Source organism: Amycolatopsis pretoriensis, assembly GCF_900107925.1.
Lineage (GTDB): Bacteria > Actinomycetota > Actinomycetes > Mycobacteriales > Pseudonocardiaceae > Amycolatopsis > Amycolatopsis pretoriensis.
Genome location: NZ_FNUJ01000011.1, coordinates 251,288 through 267,922, shown reverse-complemented (window position 1 = coordinate 267,922; position 16,635 = coordinate 251,288). Strand labels below are relative to the sequence as shown.

The following is a 16,635-nucleotide window of genomic DNA, read 5'->3' as shown; positions in this document are numbered from 1 at the left end:
GGGAACGCCGATGGGGGCCCTCATGGAACTGCGCCACCTGCGCACCTTCCGCGTCGTCGCGCGGACGCTCAACCTCACCCACGCCGCCGCCGAGCTGCACTACGCGCAGTCCAGCGTCAGCGAACAGATCCAGGCCCTCGAGGCCGAACTCGGCGCCAAGCTCTTCGACCGGACCAACCGGACGCTCACCGCCGCCGGGAAACGCCTGGCAGGGTACGCCGATCAGGTGCTCGAACTCGTCGAGGAAGCGAAGGCCGCCGTCGACGACGAACGCGGCGAACCCGACGGCGACCTGACCATCGGCGCCCTCGAAACCCTGTGCGCGCACTGGGTTCCCGGCATCCTCAGCGACTACCGGACGCGGTGGCCACGCGTCAAGCTGATCCTGAAGGAGGGTGGCCGCGGCGAGCTGTACCAAGGTGTCCGGGAGTCCGAAATGGACGTTTGCTTCACGTTCGGCGCGGCGCCGCAGGATCCGACGTTCGCCACCCGGAAGGTCGGCGAAGTGCCACTCGTCGTCATCGTCCCTCCTGGACACCCGTTGGCGCGGAAGGAAGAGATCCGAAAGGAAGACCTCGACGGCGTCGGATTCCTCGCGACACCCAAGGGCTGCGGCTTCCGGGAAATGCTGGACCGGCTCGACGGACCCGTCATCGACACCGAGGTCGGCAGCCTCGCCGCCCTCGGCCGGTGCGTCGCCGCCGGGATGGGCTGCGGGCTCGTGCCCGCCGTGGTCGACCACCCCGGCGCCGTCGCCGTTCCGCTCGCCGGCGAGACCACCGACGTCACCATGACGTGGCGGCGGCGCGACGAGCACAAACCCGGCATCGCCGCGCTGCTCGCTAGCGCTTGAGCACCGTCAGGCCGTCCGCCACCACGACTCCATTGTGGACGACCGTCCGGTCCTTGCCTCGGTCCATCACCGCGCTCGTCGGCGTTTCGCCGTCCACCAGCACGAGGTCCGCTCGGTCACCCACCGCCAGACCTGGCCGGTCGTCGATGCCGGCCAAGCGCGCAACAGAGGGGCTCATGATCGACGCGCCACCCATCGTGGCCACCGCCAGCGCCAGCTCCACCAGCGAGTCCTGGCGGAAGCCGCGGGTGAACGCCAGCTGCCACGTGCGGTCCAGCAGGTCGCAGTTGCCGTACGGGCTCCAGTAGTCGCGCTGGCCGTCCTCGCCGAGTCCGATCCGGACACCCGAAGCCACTAAGTCCACAAGGGACAGTTGACCCGACGCCGACGGCGCCACCGTCGTCATCGCGATGTCCAGCTCGGCGAAGTCGTCGATGACCCGGCGGCTGACCGACTCGGAGATCGAGCCCAGGTCGTACGCGTGGGACATCGTCACCTTGCCGCGCATGTCCAGCGCCCGGACGCGCTCGATGACCAGGTCCGTCGAGAACAGGCCGAGGTGGCCCGGCTCGTGCAAGTGGATGTCCACTTCGGCCTGGTGCTTCTCGGCCAGGCCGAACACCGCGTCCAGGTGCCCCTTGGGATCGCGGTCCAGCGTGCACGGGTCGATCCCGCCGATCACCGTCGCGCCGGACCGCATCGCCGCGTCCAACAGTTCCAGCGTGCCGGGTTCCCGCAGGATGCCGGCCTGCGCGAACGCCATCACCTGTACCTCGGCCTGGTCCGCGAACTTCTCGCGAGCCGCCAGAACGGCGTCGAGCTTCTCCAACCGGCAGTCGACGTCGACCTGCGCGTAGCTGCGGACGCGCGTTGTGCCGTGGGCGATCATCCGTTCCAAGGTCCCCGCCACCCGCGCAGGCAGCGGGACCTCCGCCGAGCGCCAGTTCTCCCGGTCGTTCGTCATCATCGCCACGACACCCGGGCCGCCGGTGTGCGGCCGGAACGGCAGCCCGATCCGCGTCGAGTCCAGGTGCACGTGGACGTCGCTGAACGCCGGGAACAGCAACCGGCCGCGGCCTTCGACGGTGGCCTGAGCCGAAGGCGAGTGCGGCCGGACCGCCGCGATCCGGCCGCCGCTCAGTTCGACGTCGCTGCGCTCGCCGCCCCAGGGGCGTACATCACTGATCAACACGATCGACACGCTACTTGCCGAGCGCGTCCACACCGGCCTGGGCGAACGCCTCGTCCTGTGCTCCGGACGGCGCACCGGCGACCCCCACCGCGGCGATCGGGGCGCCACCGGCCGTGACCGGGACCGCGCCGGCCAGGAACAGGGTCCCGTCGATGTCCTTCAGCGTCGGGGCCTGCTGCAGGCGGCCGACCAGCTCGGACGTCTTCGCGTTCCACGACACCGCCGTGAACGCCTTCTCCTGCGCCGAGCTGTAGGACTGCGGGCCCGCGCCGTCGCCGCGCAGGGTCAGGATCGTGTTGCCGTCGCGGTCCACCACGGCGACCGACACGTGCTGGCCGGCCTTGCCGGCGGCGTCCAACGCGGCCTGCCCGGCCTTCGAAGCGGCGGCGATCGACAGGTGCGACGTCTGGATGACGCCCTTGGGCGTGGCCGGTGCCGGAGCCGCGGTGGCCGGGACGGCGGCGAACGAAACCGCGCCGACGGCGGCGAGCCCGGCGACGGCGGCGGCGATGCGGATGCGGGTCGAGTTCATGGTGTGCTCCTGGTCAGCGAGGGGTTCGATGACTCCAGCTTCAGCCCGGAACCGGGTGGTTCCGGTCGTCGTCCCGGCTGACACCGGGGTCATCCGATCGGCTGATGCGCGGCCTCCGGGCCGGGTCGACGCTGGTGCCGGACGAGGAAGGAGCCAGCATGGACGGCATGAAAGACGCGAGGTGGCTGGCCGCGGCCATGCACTCGGCGTTCTTCCTGCTGGTGCTCGCCTCGGCCGTCCGGTTCCTCACGCGCCACGACGGCAACCCCCTGGCGCCGTGGGTGATCGCGTTCACCGGGGCGCTGGTCGTCGCGTACGGCGCCGGCCTGTTCGTGGACCGGCACCTCGCCTGGCTGACCGTGGTGCTGGCGCTCTGGGTGGTGCTGGTGGTGCTCGCCCCCAGCTTCGCGTGGTCGGCGATCCCGCTGCTGGTCACCGGCCTGCGCACGCTGCCCACCGGGCAGGCCCTAGCGCTGGTCGGGGTGATCACGGCGCTGGTGGTCGTCTCGCAGAACCGGCTCGCCGACGGCTTCGACCCCAATCTCACCATCGTGCCGATCGCGATCGCCGTGGTCACCGCCGCGGTGATCACCTACATGCGCCGCCAGGCCGAGCGGCTGCGCGAGTCGGAGCGACGCGCGGGCGTGCTGGCCGAACGCGGCCGCGTGTCGCGGGAAATCCACGACGCGCTCGCGCAGGGCCTGTCCAGCCAGGCGATGCTGCTGCAGGCCGCCGACCAGGCTTGGGACCGGCCCGAGCTGGCCCGCGAGCACTTGCGCGCCGCCGAGCGCGTCGGCGCGGCCAACCTGTCCGAAGCGCGGCGGCTCGTGCAGGACCTGGCGCCCGCCGACCTCGCCGGCGCCACGGTGGAAGAGGCGTTGCGGGCCGTGGCCGGCCGGGCCGGGGTGCCGGTCGAAGTCCGCGTCGACGGCGCCGAGCCGCCGCTTCCAGAGCGCGTCCAGTCCACTTTGGTGCGGATCGCCCAGGGCGCGCTGGCCAACGCGCGCGAGCACGCGGCCGCCGGGCACGTCGTCCTCACCCTCACCTACCTCGACGACCAGGTCGTGCTCGACGTCGCCGACGACGGCCGGGGGTTCCTCGAAGCCGCGCCCTCCGACGGGAACCGCGGGCACGGGCTGCCGGCCATGCGTGTCCGGGCCCAGCAGCTCGGTGGCAGGCTGACCGTCGAGTCCGCGCCCGGCCAGGGCACGGTGATCTCGGCCGCGATCCCGCTGGAGGCTTCGTGAGTATCAGCGTGTTGGTGTGCGACGACCACGCCGTGGTGCGCGCCGGTTTGCGCGCGCTCCTGGCGGGCGCCGAAGGCATCGAGGTCGTCGGCGAGAGCGCGAGCGGCAAGGAAGCCGTCGCGACCGCCGCCGCGCTGCGCCCGGACGTCGTCCTGATGGACATCCAGCTCGGCGACGGCATCGACGGGATCGAGGCGACCAAGCGGATCCGGAACACCCCCAGCGCGCCCCGGATCCTGGTCCTGACCACTTACGACACCGACGCGGACATCAGCCGCGCGATCGCCGCCGGGGCCACCGGCTACCTCCTGAAAGCCGGGTCCGCCACCGAGCTGTACGCGGCGATCGAGGCGGCCGCGGCGGGGCGCACCGCGGTGTCCCCGCCGGTCGCCGACCGGATGATGGCCCAGCTGCGCGCGCCGCGGCCGTCGCTCACCGGCCGCGAACGCGACATTCTCCGCCAGCTCGCGCAGGGCCTGGGCAACAAGGAGATCGCCCGCGCGCTCTTCATCAGCGAGGCGACGGTCAAGACCCACCTGAGCCGGATCTACGCGAAACTCGAAGTGGACACTCGCGCGGGAGCGGTCGCCGTGGCCAAGGAACAGCGCCTGCTGGACTGATTACGCATTGTCCAAAAGGGACAGCTGGTCATCGGACAGGTCCAAAGTGAACGCCGGCGCGATCGACTCGTAGTGCTCCCAGGTCCGCGGCCCGATCAGCGGGATCACTCCCTTGTGGACCAACCACGCCAACGCGACCTGGTTGCCGGACGCGCCCAGTTCCGCAGCCACCTTTGACACCGCGGCCAACCGGGCTTCCGAGTCCGGACCGGCGTACGCACGCCAGATGTGCGTCGACTCGCGGTAACCCGGATCGTCGTAGATCCCCCGCAGCAGCGCCGAATACGCGGCCAGCGAGACGTCCGGGTGCAGCGACAGCCAGTCGAGCAGCTCGCCGCCCGCGATCGACGGGACGTCGGCGCCGGTGGGTCGCAGGTACGAGTGCTGGACCTGGACCGCGACCGGGGACGCCCAGCCGTTCGCCGCGGCCAGGCTGTGGATGCGTTCCAGACGCCACGTGCGGACGTTGCTCCAGCCCGTGTACCGGACCTTGCCCGCGCGCACCAGACCGTCCAAAGCGGACAGTGTCTCCTCCAGCGGCTCGCGGCGGAGGTCGACGTGGACGTAGTACAGGTCGATGTGGTCCGTGCCCAGGCGGCGCAGGCTTTCCTCCACCGAACGCCGGATCACCGCCGCACTCGCCCCTTCGTACGTGCGCTCCCGGGCTTCCCAGTCCGTCGTGCCGTCCGGGCGCGCGGCGGCGCGGGCCGCCGGCAGGTCGAGCGGCTGCGCCGACACCTTCGTCGCCAGGAACACGCGGTCGCGGCGACCGCGCAGCAGCTTGCCCAGCACGGACTCGCTTTCGCCGCCGGTGAACGACGGGCCCGCCCACCACGCGTAGCAGTTCGCCGTGTCCAGGAAGTCGCCGCCCGCGTCGAGGTACGCGTCCAGGATGCGGGCCGACGTCGGCTCGTCGGTCGACGTCCCCATCGTCATGCAGCCCAGCGACACCTGGCTGACGCGCTGACCGGTCCGGCCCAGTTCCACCTTCTTCATGACCACGAACCTAGAAGAGAATCGGTCCGGTACTACAGTCCAATCCCGTGGCCAGATCACAGACCAATTGGGGCGTCCTCCTGGACCTGAGCGGGCCGGGGCCGAAACACGCCCAGCTCGCGCGGGCCCTGCGCACGGCGATCCGCGGGCTCGAAGACGGCGCCGCCGTGCCGCCGAGCCGCCAGCTCGCCGCCGACCTCGGGTGCTCGCGGTGGGTCGTCACGCAGGCGTACGCCCAGCTCGTCGCCGAGGGGTACCTCGACGGGCGCACCGGCTCCGCCACCCGGGTCCGGCGGATCGGCAGCGCCGCCGAGCCGAAGCGGCCGGTGCCGGTCGAACAGCCGCGCTACGACCTCGCGCCCGGGCTGCCCGACCTGCGGCACTTCCCCCGGCAGCGGTGGGCGGACGCGGTGCGCGGGGTGCTCACGACCGTGCCGCACACCGACTTCGGCCTGCCCGATCCGGCCGGCCACCCGCGGCTGCGCGCGACCCTCGCGGACTACCTGCGGCGGGTTCGCGGCGCCGCTCCCGGTGACGTGCTGATCTGCGGGGGCGTCACCGACGGCGTGACCCGCGTCTGCCGCGCCCTGCAGGAGCAGGGCATCACGCGCCTCGCCGTCGAAGACCCCGGCTGGACGCGGTTGCGCCGTGCGGCCGCGAACACCGGGATGGCGATCGACCCGGTGCCGGTCGACGGCGAAGGCTTGGACGTCGAGCGGATCCCGGCCGGGACGCGGGCCGTGCTCGTGACGCCCGCGCACCAGTTCCCCACCGGCACCGTGCTCTCGCCGCGGCGGCGGGCCGACCTGATGGCCTGGGCGCGGGACGTCGACGGCCTGGTCCTCGAGGACGACTACGACGCCGAGTTCCGGTACGACCGGCGGCCCGTCGGCACCTTGCAGGGCACCGACCCGGGGCGGGTCGCGCTCTTCGGGTCGGTCAGCAAGACGCTCGGCCCGGCGCTCGGCCTCGGCTGGGCCGTCATCCCTCCACAGTGGACTGCCGACGGGCACGCGCCGCCGGTGCTCGACCAGCTCGCGCTCGCCGGCTTCGTCGAAAGCGGTGGCTACGACCGGCACCTGCGGGCCGCGCGGCTGCGGTACCGCGCGCGGCGCGACCGGCTCGTCGCCGCACTGGGAAACGTCCACTTGTCCGGGGTCGCGGCCGGGCTGCACCTCGTCCTGCACCTCGAGCGGGAGGCGGCCGAAGTGGTGCGGGAGGCGCGCGCGAAGGGCGTCAAAGTGACCGATCTCGACGACTACCGCGTCGCGCCCGGCGAGCCCGCGCTGGTGCTCGGGTACGGCAACCTGGCTGACAACGCTGTCGAACCCGCGGCCCGGTTACTGCGCGAAGCCGCGGGCTGAGGTCTTCTCAAACGCCCATCGAGGTGGAAAGCTGCTGTCCGAACCACGGGCCTGACCAATGGTCCGCTTCTGACAACGTTGTCATCTCCTGGGAGGTGCGCCCATGTGGTCGCAGAGCAGACGGATGGCCGCCGCGGTGGCCGCGGGGGTGGTGGTCGCCGGCCTGGCGCCCGCCGTCGCCCAGGCCGCGCCCGCGCCGGTGGATCCGGTCGGCCTGGTCAACCCGTTCGTCGGCACGCAGAACTTCGGCAACACGTTCCCCGGCGCGAGCGCGCCCTTCGGCATGGTGCAGGTCAGCCCGGACACCGGCGGTCAGGGCGGCTACGACTACCTGCAGAACGCGATCTACGGCTTCAGCCAGACGCACCTGTCCGGCGTCGGCTGCGGCGTCATGGGCGAGCTGCCGATCATGCCGACGACCGGCGCCGTCGACAACGTTGACAAGAACGCCTACAAGTCGGAGTACAGCCACGACGACGAGCACGCCGAGCCGGGCTACTACCGCGTCGGGCTCAAGAAGTACGGCGTGAACGCCGAGCTGACGGCGACCGCGCGCACCGGCTGGCAGCGCTACACCTTCCCCTCGACCGGGCAGGCGAACGTCCTGTTCAACACCGGTCAGGCCAACCAGTCCGTCAAGGACTCCGAGATCCACGTCGTCGGCGACCGGACCCTCGAAGGCCGCGTCAAGGCCGGCGGGTTCTGCGCCGGGCACGACGAGCACACCGTCTACTTCACGGCGACGTTCGACCGGCCGTTCAGCTCGTTCGGCACCTGGCGCGACTCGACGCGCACGCCGGGCGGCCGCGACGCCGCGGGCACCGGCGGCAACGGCGCCTGGGCCAGCTTCGACGCGACCACCGACCACGACGTCGTGCTCAAGGTCGGCCTGTCCTACACCGGGCTCGACGGCGCGCGGAAGAACCTCGCGGCGGAGACGTCGGGCTACGACTTCGACGCGACCCGGGCCGCCCTGCACCAGCAGTGGGTGGACAAGCTGGGCGCGATCAAGATCGGCGGCGGGACGACCGAGCGGCAGACGGCGTTCTACACCGCGCTCTACCACGCGCAGCTGCACCCGAACCTGGCCGGCGACACCGACGGCGCGTACACCGGCTTCGACGGCAAGGTGCACACCGCGAGCGGTTACACGCCGTACCAGAACTTCTCGCTGTGGGACACCTACCGGCCGCAGAACCAGCTGCTCGAAATGCTCGAACCGCAGGTCGCGCGCGATGTGGCGCTGTCGGTCGTGGCGATCGGGCGTGACGGCGGGTGGCTGCCGAGGTGGGCGCTGGCCGAGAGCGAAACCAACATCATGACCGGCGACCCGGTGACGCCGTTCCTCGTCGAGGCGTGGTCGAAGGGCCTGCTCGCCGGGCACGAGGAAGAGGCGTACGCGCTGCTCAAGAAGAACGCGACGAGCACGCCGCCCGCCGACTCGCCGTACAACGGGCGCTCCGGCGTCAACTACTACAACGACCGCGGGTACATCCCGAGCGGCCTGGAACTCGGCAAGGACTGCGCGGCCAAGGGCGGCGACAACGACTGCGAGCACCCGGCGTCTGCGACCATGGAGTACTCGGCGGCCGACGCGGCGCTGGCGTTGATGGCCCGCGGGCTCGGCCACCAGGCGGACGCGAAGATGTTCGCCGACCGCGGGCAGTGGTACCGCAACCTGTGGGACTCCTCGATCCAGCAGTTCCGCCCGCGCACGACCGAGGGCACGTTCCTCGCGCCGTACAACCCGGTCGACGCCGACCACCAGTTCCACGAGGGCGGCGCCTACCAGTACCAGTGGCTCGTGCCGCAGGACCCGGGCGGGCTCGTCTCGCTGATGGGCGGCAAGAAGTCGACGGAGAAGCGGCTCGACTCCTTCTTCGCCTACGACAAGCTGCTTTCGGACCCGGCCGGGACGGCACGCAACGACTGGATCTCCAGCCCGTACGACTACTACGGCAAGGCGACGTACAACCCGAACAACGAGCCCGACCTGCTCGCGCCGTACATGTACCTGTGGGCGGGCGCGCCGGCCAAGACGGCGACCGTCGTCCGCGCGGCGATGACGTTGTTCACCACCGGCCCGGACGGCATGACCGGCAACGACGACCTCGGCACGATGTCGGCCTGGTACGTCTTCTCCTCGCTCGGGCTGTACCCGACGATGAGCGGCGCGAACTTCCTGGCGCTGTCGAGCCCGCAGTTCGAGTCGGCGACCGTCCGGATCGGACAGTACGGCCGGTCGCAGGGCGGCACGCTGACCGTGAACGCGCCGGGTGCTTCCGACGCGAACCGGTACGTCCAGAGCGTTTCGCTGAACGGCCGGAACGTCCGGTCGACTTCGCTGGACTGGTCTTCCGTGGCCCACGGCGGCGTGCTTTCGCACAAGCTGGGGTCCAAGCCGTCTTCGTGGGGTGTCGGGTCCGAGCCGCCGTCGGTGAACAACGCGGCCGGTGACGGGCGGCGGCACGTCGACGCGTCGCTGCGGCAGACGTCCGTCGTGATCCCGGCGGGCGCGGCGCAGCAGGTGCACCTCGACCTGGACGTCCTCGCGCAGAACCCGGTGCTCCAGCCGGTTACGGTCTCGGCGACCGCGCCGGCCGGGTGGAAGGTCCGGGTCCAGCCGGTCGACCTCATCTGGTCGGGGCGGTTGCCGGTGCAGAAGACCGTGCCGATCACGGTTTCGGTGCCGGCCGGGACGGCTTTGGGCACGTATCCGGTGCAGGTCAAGGTGTCCGGGCTGGGTGCGAACAGCGTTTCCCGGTCGGCGACGGTCGAGGTCCGGACGCCGTCGGCTTGCGCTGCTTCGGGCACGTCGTGCGCGGTGGATCTCGGCCGCGACTACAACCACGACGGGACGGCGACGGTTTCGGCGTCCACGGAGGGCAACTTCGACGGCGGCGGCTGGAGCTACGACGCTTCGCTGCTGCCGGCGGCGGGCCCGGTCGTTTGGGACGGCGTCACGTACGCGGCTCCGGACGCTTCGGGGACTTCGCCCAACTTCGTCGAGGCTCGCGGGCAGTCGTTGCTGCTGCCGGCGGGCCAGCACACGGCGTTGCGGCTGGTCGGGTCGTCGCACAACGGACCGGTGACGACGACGCTGACGGCGCACTACACGGACGGCACGAGCGCCGACCTCGCGGCGACGTTCGCCGACTGGGCCGGGTCGGGCGCGTCGGTGGTGCTCGACATGCCGCACCGCATCAAGGCGGGCAGCGGGGTGGACGGGCCGCCGGTCCGGTTGTTCGGGATTTCGGCGGAGTTGGACGGCGGTAAGACGCTGCAGTCGGTGAGCCTGCCGAACGACCCGCGGGTCGAGATCTACGCGCTCACCCTGGCGTGATGGTCCGGTTCGCCGGGTGCGGCCCGGCGAACCGCTCCACCAGGTCAGGGAAGCCGAACACCGTGATCCGCGCGATGCCGCCCTTGCCCAGCGTCAAGACCGCCACCCCGAACGGCTCGCCCCGGTACCACGCCGCCGCCGCGGGCTGGCCGTTCGCCCGGGTCGGCGTCATGTGCCACTCGCCTGGCTCGCCTATTACGTGTCGCAAGAATGCGACACAAGTCTTCTTCCCGGCGAACCACGAGCGGGACGGGACCGGCTCGATCACCGCGTCGTCGCGCAGGATGCTCTCCAGAGCCGCCAAGTCGGAGTTCGTGAACGCGCTCATGTAGCGGTTCAGCAGCGAAATCTGCTCCGGCTCGGTCAGCTCGCTGACCTCGTAGCCCGCGTCGAGGGTCGCGCGGGCCCGTTGGAGCATGCTCTTCACCGCCGCTACCGACGTGCCCAGCAGCTCGGCGACCTCGGCCGCCGGGAACGCCAGCACCTCGCGCAGGATCAGGACCGCGCGCTGGCGTGGTGGGAGCAGCTGCAATCCGGCGATCAGGGCCAGGCGGACGCCGTCGCGGGCCACGGCGATCTCCGCCGGATCCGCTGACGACGGCGTGATCAACGCGTCCGGGATCGGGCGGGGCCACTGGTCGCCGGGCTCGGCCGGGACCGGCGGGGCGTCCGGGTCCGGAGCCGGCCCACCCAGCCCGGACGGCAGCGGCCGGCGTCCGCGCTGCTCCAACGCGGTCAGGCAGGCGTTCGTCGCGATGCGGTAGAGCCACGACCGCACCGACGCCCGGCCCTCGAAGCGGTCGTACGCCCGGAATGCGCGCAGGTACGTCTCCTGCACGACGTCCTCGGCCTCGTCGGGGGTGCCGAGCATGCGGTAGCAGTGGGCCAGCAGCTCGCGCCGGTATTGCTCGAAATCCACGGTCACACTCTTGTCGACCGGCGCGGGCGGCGAAAGGAATCGGTCAGGGCGCGGGCCGGACTTCGGGCTGGGGTGCCCGGTCGTGCTTGCGGAACTCGACCCACCGCCGGCTCACATCGGCCCAGAGTTCCTGCTGTTCGGCGTAGAAGGCATCGAGCCGGTCGCGGCGGAGGTCCGCGGCGGCCGTGGTGACCAGGTAATAGTCCATTTCGTCGCGCAGCCGGTTCATCCGGTACTGCGTTTCCTCCATCAGCAGCCAGCGCGAGCGCCAGGTGAAGAACGTTTCGAGGCCGGTCAGCACGGTGACCGCCGCGACCAGCGGTAAGGCGATCGAGGCGCGCCGGGGGATCTCGGGGATGCCGAGCACGATCGTGGACAGCGCGGTGAGGACGAGGGCCGAGATCCGCACCCGGGAAGCGGGCTTCTTGAACCGCTTCTTGCGGGAATCGATCCAGTCGATGTCCGCAGAGACGAGGTCGCGGAAGCCGAGGAAGACCTCTCGGAGGGGGAGGTCGGGCTGCCGCCCGACCAGCTCCAGGAAGCCGCGCTCGGAAGAGAGTTCGGTCGGCGACGAGGTCCGGCTTCGGGGCCACATCCGGCCAGGTTGGCGGAGGGCAGGCCCCGCGGCAAGCGTCAAGCCACGATGCGCGGCTCGGACGCCAGCCTCGACAACGCCTCCGTCAACCGCCGCGCCGCGACCTCCCACTCCTCCAGTGCGCTGCCCCTGCCCAGAGCCGCCGTGCGCAGGGAACGTCTCAGCTCCGGGTCCGCGTACCAGCGGTGCAGCGCGTCGGCCAGGGCGTACGGGTCGTTCGGCTCCACCAGGACCCCCGGCATCTCGCCGTCCGCGTCGACGCCCAGTGCGTCGTACACCCCGCCCACCTCGGTGGCCAGCACCGGGATGCCGCGGGCCAGCGCCTGCGCGACGAACATCCCCGACGTCGCCGCGCGGGCCGGGATCACCAGCAGGTCCGCCGCGTTGTAGGCCTCGCCGAGGTCCACCGCGTCGCCGGCGAGGGTGATGCGGCCGCCGAGGCCGAGCCGCTCGATCGACCAGCCCAGCTCGTCGACGTACCCGCGATCGACCTCCAGCGAACCGGCCATGACGCACGACAGCGCCAGGTGGTCGACCTCGCCGAGGGCCTGGACCAGCAGGTCCTGGCCGTTGCGGCGGGTGACGTCGCCGACGCACAGCAGCCGGGACACGCCATCGGCGCCGGCCGCGAGAGGGGCCGCGTCGGTCCCTGGCTTGGCCACGTAGACGCGGCCCGGGTCGAGGTCGTGGCGGTCGATCAGCAGCCGGGCCAGCCACGGGCTCGTCGCGACGACCATCCCGGCCATCCGCAGCGTCTCGCGCTCGCACGCGTCGAGCTCGGCCGCGTGCGCCGGGTCCAGCCCCGGCTCGTCGGCCAGCGCCTGGTGCACCAGCACGGCCAGCCGCAGCCGGCGCGCGTGCGGGACGACGATCTCGGGCACGCCGGACGCGATCACACCGTCGAGCAGCACCACCGTCCGGTCCGGCAACGCGGCCAACGACCTGGCCAGGCGGCGCCGGGACGTCGCGTCCGGCTCCGGCCAGTCGCCGGCCATCGGCAGCTCCAGCACCGGCTGGCCGACGGCCGGCAGGTTCTGGCACATGCGCTTGTCGTACGTGTCCGCCGCCGGCGGCACGGCGGGGAGGAGGAACACCATCGGGTCGGCAGGCCTCATCGCTCAACCTCCAGCATGGATCGACGGCGGGACGGCTCACCCGTCACACGCGGCCGAGAGCTGAACGGTTCAACTCTGGGCGTCGATCATCCAAACGCCGTTCACCTGGACGAGGGTGAAGGTGTTCGTGTCGGACTTGCCGTCGCTGTAGGTGATGCGCGCGGTGACCCGGTTCCCGGACTCCTGGACGTTGGTCGCCTTCACCGAGCTGTACCGGCTCCAGAAGCCCGTGTATGTCTGGTACGTCTGGTGCTTCGAGGCCCGGAACTTCTCCGTCAGGAGCTTCCACGCCTCCGCCGGGTTGGCCGGCAGCAGGTTGTAGTAAGCGACCAGCGCCTGTCCGGCGGTTGTCGTCGAGGACACCGGCGAGACCGGCGGCGACGTGGGCGAAGCCGTGGTCGACGGGGTCTGCGAGGTCTCGGGCGTCGGAGTCGGCGACGGGGTCGCCGACGCCGATGCCGACGTCGACGTCTCCGGCGACGCGGGCGGGGCGGCGGTGTCCGTCGGCGGCTTCTGCCGCACGACCAGCAGGATCGCGACGACGACCGCGACGCACAGCAGCGCCGCGCCCGCCCCGACGGCGATCAAGCCTTTACGCGCGCCCGGCGTCACCGCGGCGACGTCACCGCCCGGCGGCACCGCGACCGTGGCCGGCACGGTCGGCACCGCGGCCACCGCCGGGGCCTCCGCCTCCGGGATCGTCGCCGCGAGCACCGAGTCGCCGGGCTCCGCGTCCGGCAGCAGTGCCCGCAGCTCGCGCTCGACCTCGTCCATCGACGGCCGCTCGTCCGCTTCGGTGGCGAGCATCCGCAGCAGCAGCGGGGTCAGCCGGCCCGCCTTCTCCGGCGGCTCGATCTCCCCGCTGGACGCCTTGTAGAGCAACGCGATCGGGTTGTCCGCGGTGCCGTACGGCGACTTCCCCTCGACCGCCGCGTACAGCGTGGCGCCGAGCGAGAAGACGTCGGCGGCGAAGTCCGCGTCCTCGCCGCGGGCCACCTCGGGCGCCAGGTACGCGGGCGTGCCGGCGATCTCGCCGGTGGCCGTCAGCTTGACGTCACCGATCGCGCGGGAGATGCCGAAGTCGGTGATCTTCGCCGTGCCGTCCTCGGACACGAGGATGTTGGCCGGCTTCACGTCGCGGTGCACGATCCCGGCGCGGTGCGCGCCGGCCAGCGCCGAGCTGATCTGCGCGCCGACGCGGACGGCGTCGTCCACCGAAGCCGGCTCCTCGCCGATGACGACGGCCAAGCTCTTGGACGCCAGGTATTCCATGATCAACCACGGCCGGTCCTCCTCTTCGAGGACGGCGAACACGGTGATCGCGTGGGAATGCTGCAACCGGGCGGCGATCCGCGCCTCGCGCATGGCGCGGTTCTTCGCCTCTTCGGTGCGGCTTTCGTCGTGGTCGTGCGGGAGCCGGAGTTCCTTGATCGCCACGGTGCGGTCGAGCATTTCGTCCTGGGCCCGCCACACCGTGCCCATCGCGCCGCCGCCGATCGGCTCCAGCAGCCGGTACCGATCGCGGATCCGGCGACTTTCCACGAGCATCCACCATTCTCAAAAAGTGTGCCGACGAGATCCGGCCAGCATGCCAGGATCATCCGCCGGCCGGTACCAACGTAGCGGAAGACCTTGGACGGGCAGTGCAATCGTGCGTTGTGGCGCTGCCCACCGTGTACCCGCAAATCTTAACGAACAACCCCGTACGCGCGATCAAGTGCGTCCACGATCTCGTTGCGCAGCCCCGCACCGACGGCGATCGTCGACGACGAACCGACCGTGTGCTCGCTGCCGTCGCGGTCCACGACGGCCCCGCCGGCCTCGCGCACGAGCAGCACGCCGGCCATGGTGTCCCACGGGTTGTTGGACAAGATCAGTGCGGCGTCGAGCTTTCCGTCCGCCACCCAGGCGAGGTCGATGGCCGCGGTGCCCAGCATCCGGATCTTCTGCGCCCGCGCGCCGAGGTCCGACAGCAGCCGCAGGCGCGTCGCGTTCTTCTCTTCCGCCAGCCGGCCGATCGCGAAGTCACCGACGGCGATCATGGCGTCCGACAGCTCCGTCGCGGTGGACGCGCCGACGCGCTCTCCGTTCGCGAAAGCACCTTCGCCGCGCGCCGCGGTGTACGTGACGCCGAGGTACGGCAACGCGATCGCGGCGACCGTGCTGTGCTCGCCGTCCACCAGGGCCAGGGAAATCCCGCAGAGCGGAATTCCGCGGGCGAAGTTCGCGGTGCCGTCGATCGGGTCGAGCGCCCACCAGCGACCACCGTCGTCGCCGCTGCGACCGCGCTCCTCGCCGAGGACGCCGATCTCCGGCGTCTCCGCGGTGAGGAACTCCCGCAGCGCGTCCTCGACCGCCGTGTCGACGTCGGTCACCAGGTCGCGATCACCTTTCGCGGAAACGGAAAAGCTCGGGCGCGACCGGACGATCTCCGTCGCCTTCGCCACGGCTTCGCGCGCGACGTCGAGTAGTGCGGCATGCTCGCTCATGACTCCAACCTAAGTAAAGGGACGTGCTCATGACCGACCTCTTCCCGCTCACGACCACCGTCGAGGAGCAGGCCCGCGGGGCGTCGGTCGCGGTGCTGCCGGTCGGCAGCTTCGAGCAGCACGGCGCCCACCTCCCCCTGTCCACCGACACGGTCATCGCGGCGACGCTCGCGAAGGCCGTCGCCGAGGCGTACCCCGTGCTCCACCTGCCGCCGATCACCATCTCGTGCTCGCACGAGCACGCGGGGTGGGCCGGCACGGTGAGCATTTCGGCCCGCACGCTGCACGCCGTGGTCACCGACGTCGCCGCGTCGCTGAAGGCGTCCGGGGTCGGACGGCTCGTGCTGGTCAACGGGCACGGCGGCAACTACGTACTGTCCAATGTGGTCCAGGAGGCCGCCGGCGCGATGGCGCTGTACCCCGGCGTCGCGGACTGGCAGGCCGCGCACACCGCGGCCGGCCTGCGGACGTCGCTGGACGACGACATGCACGCCGGCGAGCTGGAGACGTCGATCCTGCTGCACGCGCACCCCCACCTCGTCCGGCCGGGTCACGAGGACGCCGACCACGTCACCGACCGGGAGCACCTGCTGACGCTGGGCCTGCGGGCGTACACGGAGTCGGGGGTGGTCGGCCGCCCGTCGCTGGCGACCGCGGCGAAGGGGCACGTCGTGCTCGACACGCTGGTCCAGCGCTTCGCCGGGGTCCTCGAGGCGCTAGGCGCCTGAGAAGACCTGGTCCAGGTGCGGGAGCAGGTGGGCCATCCGCTCGGCCTTCGTCCGCAGGTACCGCAGGTTCTCCGGGTTCGGCGGAACCAGCAGCGGCACCTGCTCGCTGATCCGGATTCCGTAGCGGGTGAGCTGCTCGACCTTCTGCGGGTTGTTCGACAGCAGCCGCACCGACCGGATGCCGAGGTCGGTCAGGATGCCCGCCGCCGCGTGGTAGTCGCGGGCGTCGACCGGGAGGCCCTGCGCCACGTTCGCGTCGACCGTGTCGAGTCCCTCGTCCTGCTGCAGCCGCATCGCCTCGAGCTTCGCGAGCAGGCCGATGCCGCGGCCCTCGTGGCCCTGGACGTACACCAGCACGCCCGAGCCCTCCTCGACGATCCGGTCCAGCGCCGCCGCCAGCTGGTCGCCGCATTCGCAGTGCGTCGAGCCGAAGACGTCGCCGGTCAGGCACTCGCTGTGCACCCGGGTGAGGGCGCCGAGCGGCGAGATCTCGCCGTACACCAGCGCGACCTGCTCGGTGCCGGCGCGGTCGAGGTAGCCGACCGCGCGGAACGTCCCGTGCCGGGTCGGCAGCCGGGTCTCGACGACCCGCTCGACCACGGCCCGGTGCGGCAGGTCCCCGATGCTTTCGCTTGCGGTCAT

At 71.6% G+C, this 16,635-nt stretch carries 15 protein-coding genes; 6 read left to right on the top strand and 9 right to left on the bottom strand.

Annotation, left to right across the window (positions count from 1 at the left end):
- The first annotated feature begins 10 nt into the window (after window positions 1-10).
- Window positions 11-853: a LysR family transcriptional regulator gene (locus BLV96_RS40610; protein WP_244180855.1), complete on the top strand. Its 843-nt coding sequence runs from the start codon at window positions 11-13 to the stop codon at window positions 851-853.
- Here the strand turns inward: BLV96_RS40610 and BLV96_RS40605 are convergent.
- Together BLV96_RS40605 and BLV96_RS40600 are read right to left on the bottom strand one after the other, a co-directional pair.
- Window positions 843-2,045 (bottom strand): amidohydrolase family protein, encoded by a 1,203-nt coding sequence (locus BLV96_RS40605; protein ID WP_086672247.1) that lies wholly within the window; start codon window positions 2,043-2,045, stop codon window positions 843-845. The two genes, BLV96_RS40610 and BLV96_RS40605, sit on opposite strands and share 11 nt — an antisense overlap.
- Before the next feature lie 10 nt (window positions 2,046-2,055).
- Window positions 2,056-2,577, bottom strand: a complete 522-nt coding sequence (locus BLV96_RS40600) for a GlcG/HbpS family heme-binding protein (protein ID WP_086672231.1) — start codon at window positions 2,575-2,577, stop codon at window positions 2,056-2,058.
- A 158-nt stretch (window positions 2,578-2,735) separates the two neighbouring features.
- On the opposite strand from BLV96_RS40600, the gene BLV96_RS40595 reads away from it, so the two are divergent.
- Both BLV96_RS40595 and BLV96_RS40590 read left to right on the top strand, forming a co-directional pair.
- Entirely contained in the window at window positions 2,736-3,824 is a 1,089-nt protein-coding gene (locus tag BLV96_RS40595) for a sensor histidine kinase (RefSeq protein ID WP_208608459.1), read from the top strand.
- Window positions 3,821-4,444 carry a response regulator gene (locus BLV96_RS40590; RefSeq protein ID WP_208608458.1) on the top strand — a complete coding sequence of 208 codons (624 nt, stop codon included), beginning with the start codon at window positions 3,821-3,823 and terminating at the stop codon, window positions 4,442-4,444. The genes BLV96_RS40595 and BLV96_RS40590 overlap by 4 nt, the downstream gene beginning before the upstream one ends.
- On the opposite strand, the gene BLV96_RS40585 is transcribed toward BLV96_RS40590, so the two are convergent.
- Window positions 4,445-5,440 (bottom strand): aldo/keto reductase, encoded by a 996-nt coding sequence (locus tag BLV96_RS40585; protein ID WP_086672227.1) that lies wholly within the window; start codon window positions 5,438-5,440, stop codon window positions 4,445-4,447.
- A gap of 47 nt (window positions 5,441-5,487) precedes the next feature.
- On the opposite strand from BLV96_RS40585, the gene pdxR reads away from it, so the two are divergent.
- Both pdxR and BLV96_RS40575 read left to right on the top strand, forming a co-directional pair.
- Complete coding sequence (pdxR, locus tag BLV96_RS40580) at window positions 5,488-6,804, top strand: MocR-like pyridoxine biosynthesis transcription factor PdxR (protein ID WP_086672225.1); 1,317 nt, start codon at window positions 5,488-5,490, stop codon at window positions 6,802-6,804.
- 103 nt (window positions 6,805-6,907) lie between these two features.
- Window positions 6,908-10,147 carry a GH92 family glycosyl hydrolase gene (locus BLV96_RS40575; protein ID WP_086672222.1) on the top strand — a complete coding sequence of 1,080 codons (3,240 nt, stop codon included), beginning with the start codon at window positions 6,908-6,910 and terminating at the stop codon, window positions 10,145-10,147.
- Here BLV96_RS40575 and BLV96_RS40570 read toward each other — a convergent pair.
- The 5 genes from BLV96_RS40570 to BLV96_RS40550 all read right to left on the bottom strand — a co-directional run bounded on the left by BLV96_RS40570 (window position 10,134) and on the right by BLV96_RS40550 (window position 15,265).
- Entirely contained in the window at window positions 10,134-11,072 is a 939-nt protein-coding gene (locus BLV96_RS40570; RefSeq protein ID WP_086672220.1) for an RNA polymerase subunit sigma-70, read from the bottom strand. The two genes, BLV96_RS40575 and BLV96_RS40570, sit on opposite strands and share 14 nt — an antisense overlap.
- Window positions 11,073-11,109: 37 nt before the next feature.
- The gene (locus tag BLV96_RS40565) at window positions 11,110-11,661 is read right to left on the bottom strand and encodes an SLATT domain-containing protein (protein WP_086672218.1); all 552 of its coding nucleotides are present in this window, start codon (window positions 11,659-11,661) and stop codon (window positions 11,110-11,112) included.
- A 38-nt stretch (window positions 11,662-11,699) separates the two neighbouring features.
- A complete protein-coding gene (locus BLV96_RS40560; RefSeq protein WP_086672216.1) occupies window positions 11,700-12,758 on the bottom strand; it encodes a glycosyltransferase in 1,059 nt (352 codons plus the stop codon).
- Between the two features lie 87 nt (window positions 12,759-12,845).
- Entirely contained in the window at window positions 12,846-14,324 is a 1,479-nt protein-coding gene (locus BLV96_RS40555) for a serine/threonine-protein kinase (protein ID WP_086672214.1), read from the bottom strand.
- A 140-nt stretch (window positions 14,325-14,464) separates the two neighbouring features.
- On the bottom strand, window positions 14,465-15,265 hold the full coding sequence (locus tag BLV96_RS40550; RefSeq protein ID WP_086672212.1) for an inositol monophosphatase family protein: 801 nt from the start codon (window positions 15,263-15,265) through the stop codon (window positions 14,465-14,467).
- A gap of 29 nt (window positions 15,266-15,294) precedes the next feature.
- Here BLV96_RS40550 and BLV96_RS40545 point away from each other — a divergent pair, with 29 nt between their 5' ends.
- Entirely contained in the window at window positions 15,295-15,993 is a 699-nt protein-coding gene (locus BLV96_RS40545; RefSeq protein ID WP_086672210.1) for a creatininase family protein, read from the top strand.
- Here BLV96_RS40545 and ribA read toward each other — a convergent pair.
- Window positions 15,982-16,635 carry a GTP cyclohydrolase II gene (ribA, locus tag BLV96_RS40540; protein WP_167379900.1) on the bottom strand — a complete coding sequence of 218 codons (654 nt, stop codon included), beginning with the start codon at window positions 16,633-16,635 and terminating at the stop codon, window positions 15,982-15,984. The two genes, BLV96_RS40545 and ribA, sit on opposite strands and share 12 nt — an antisense overlap.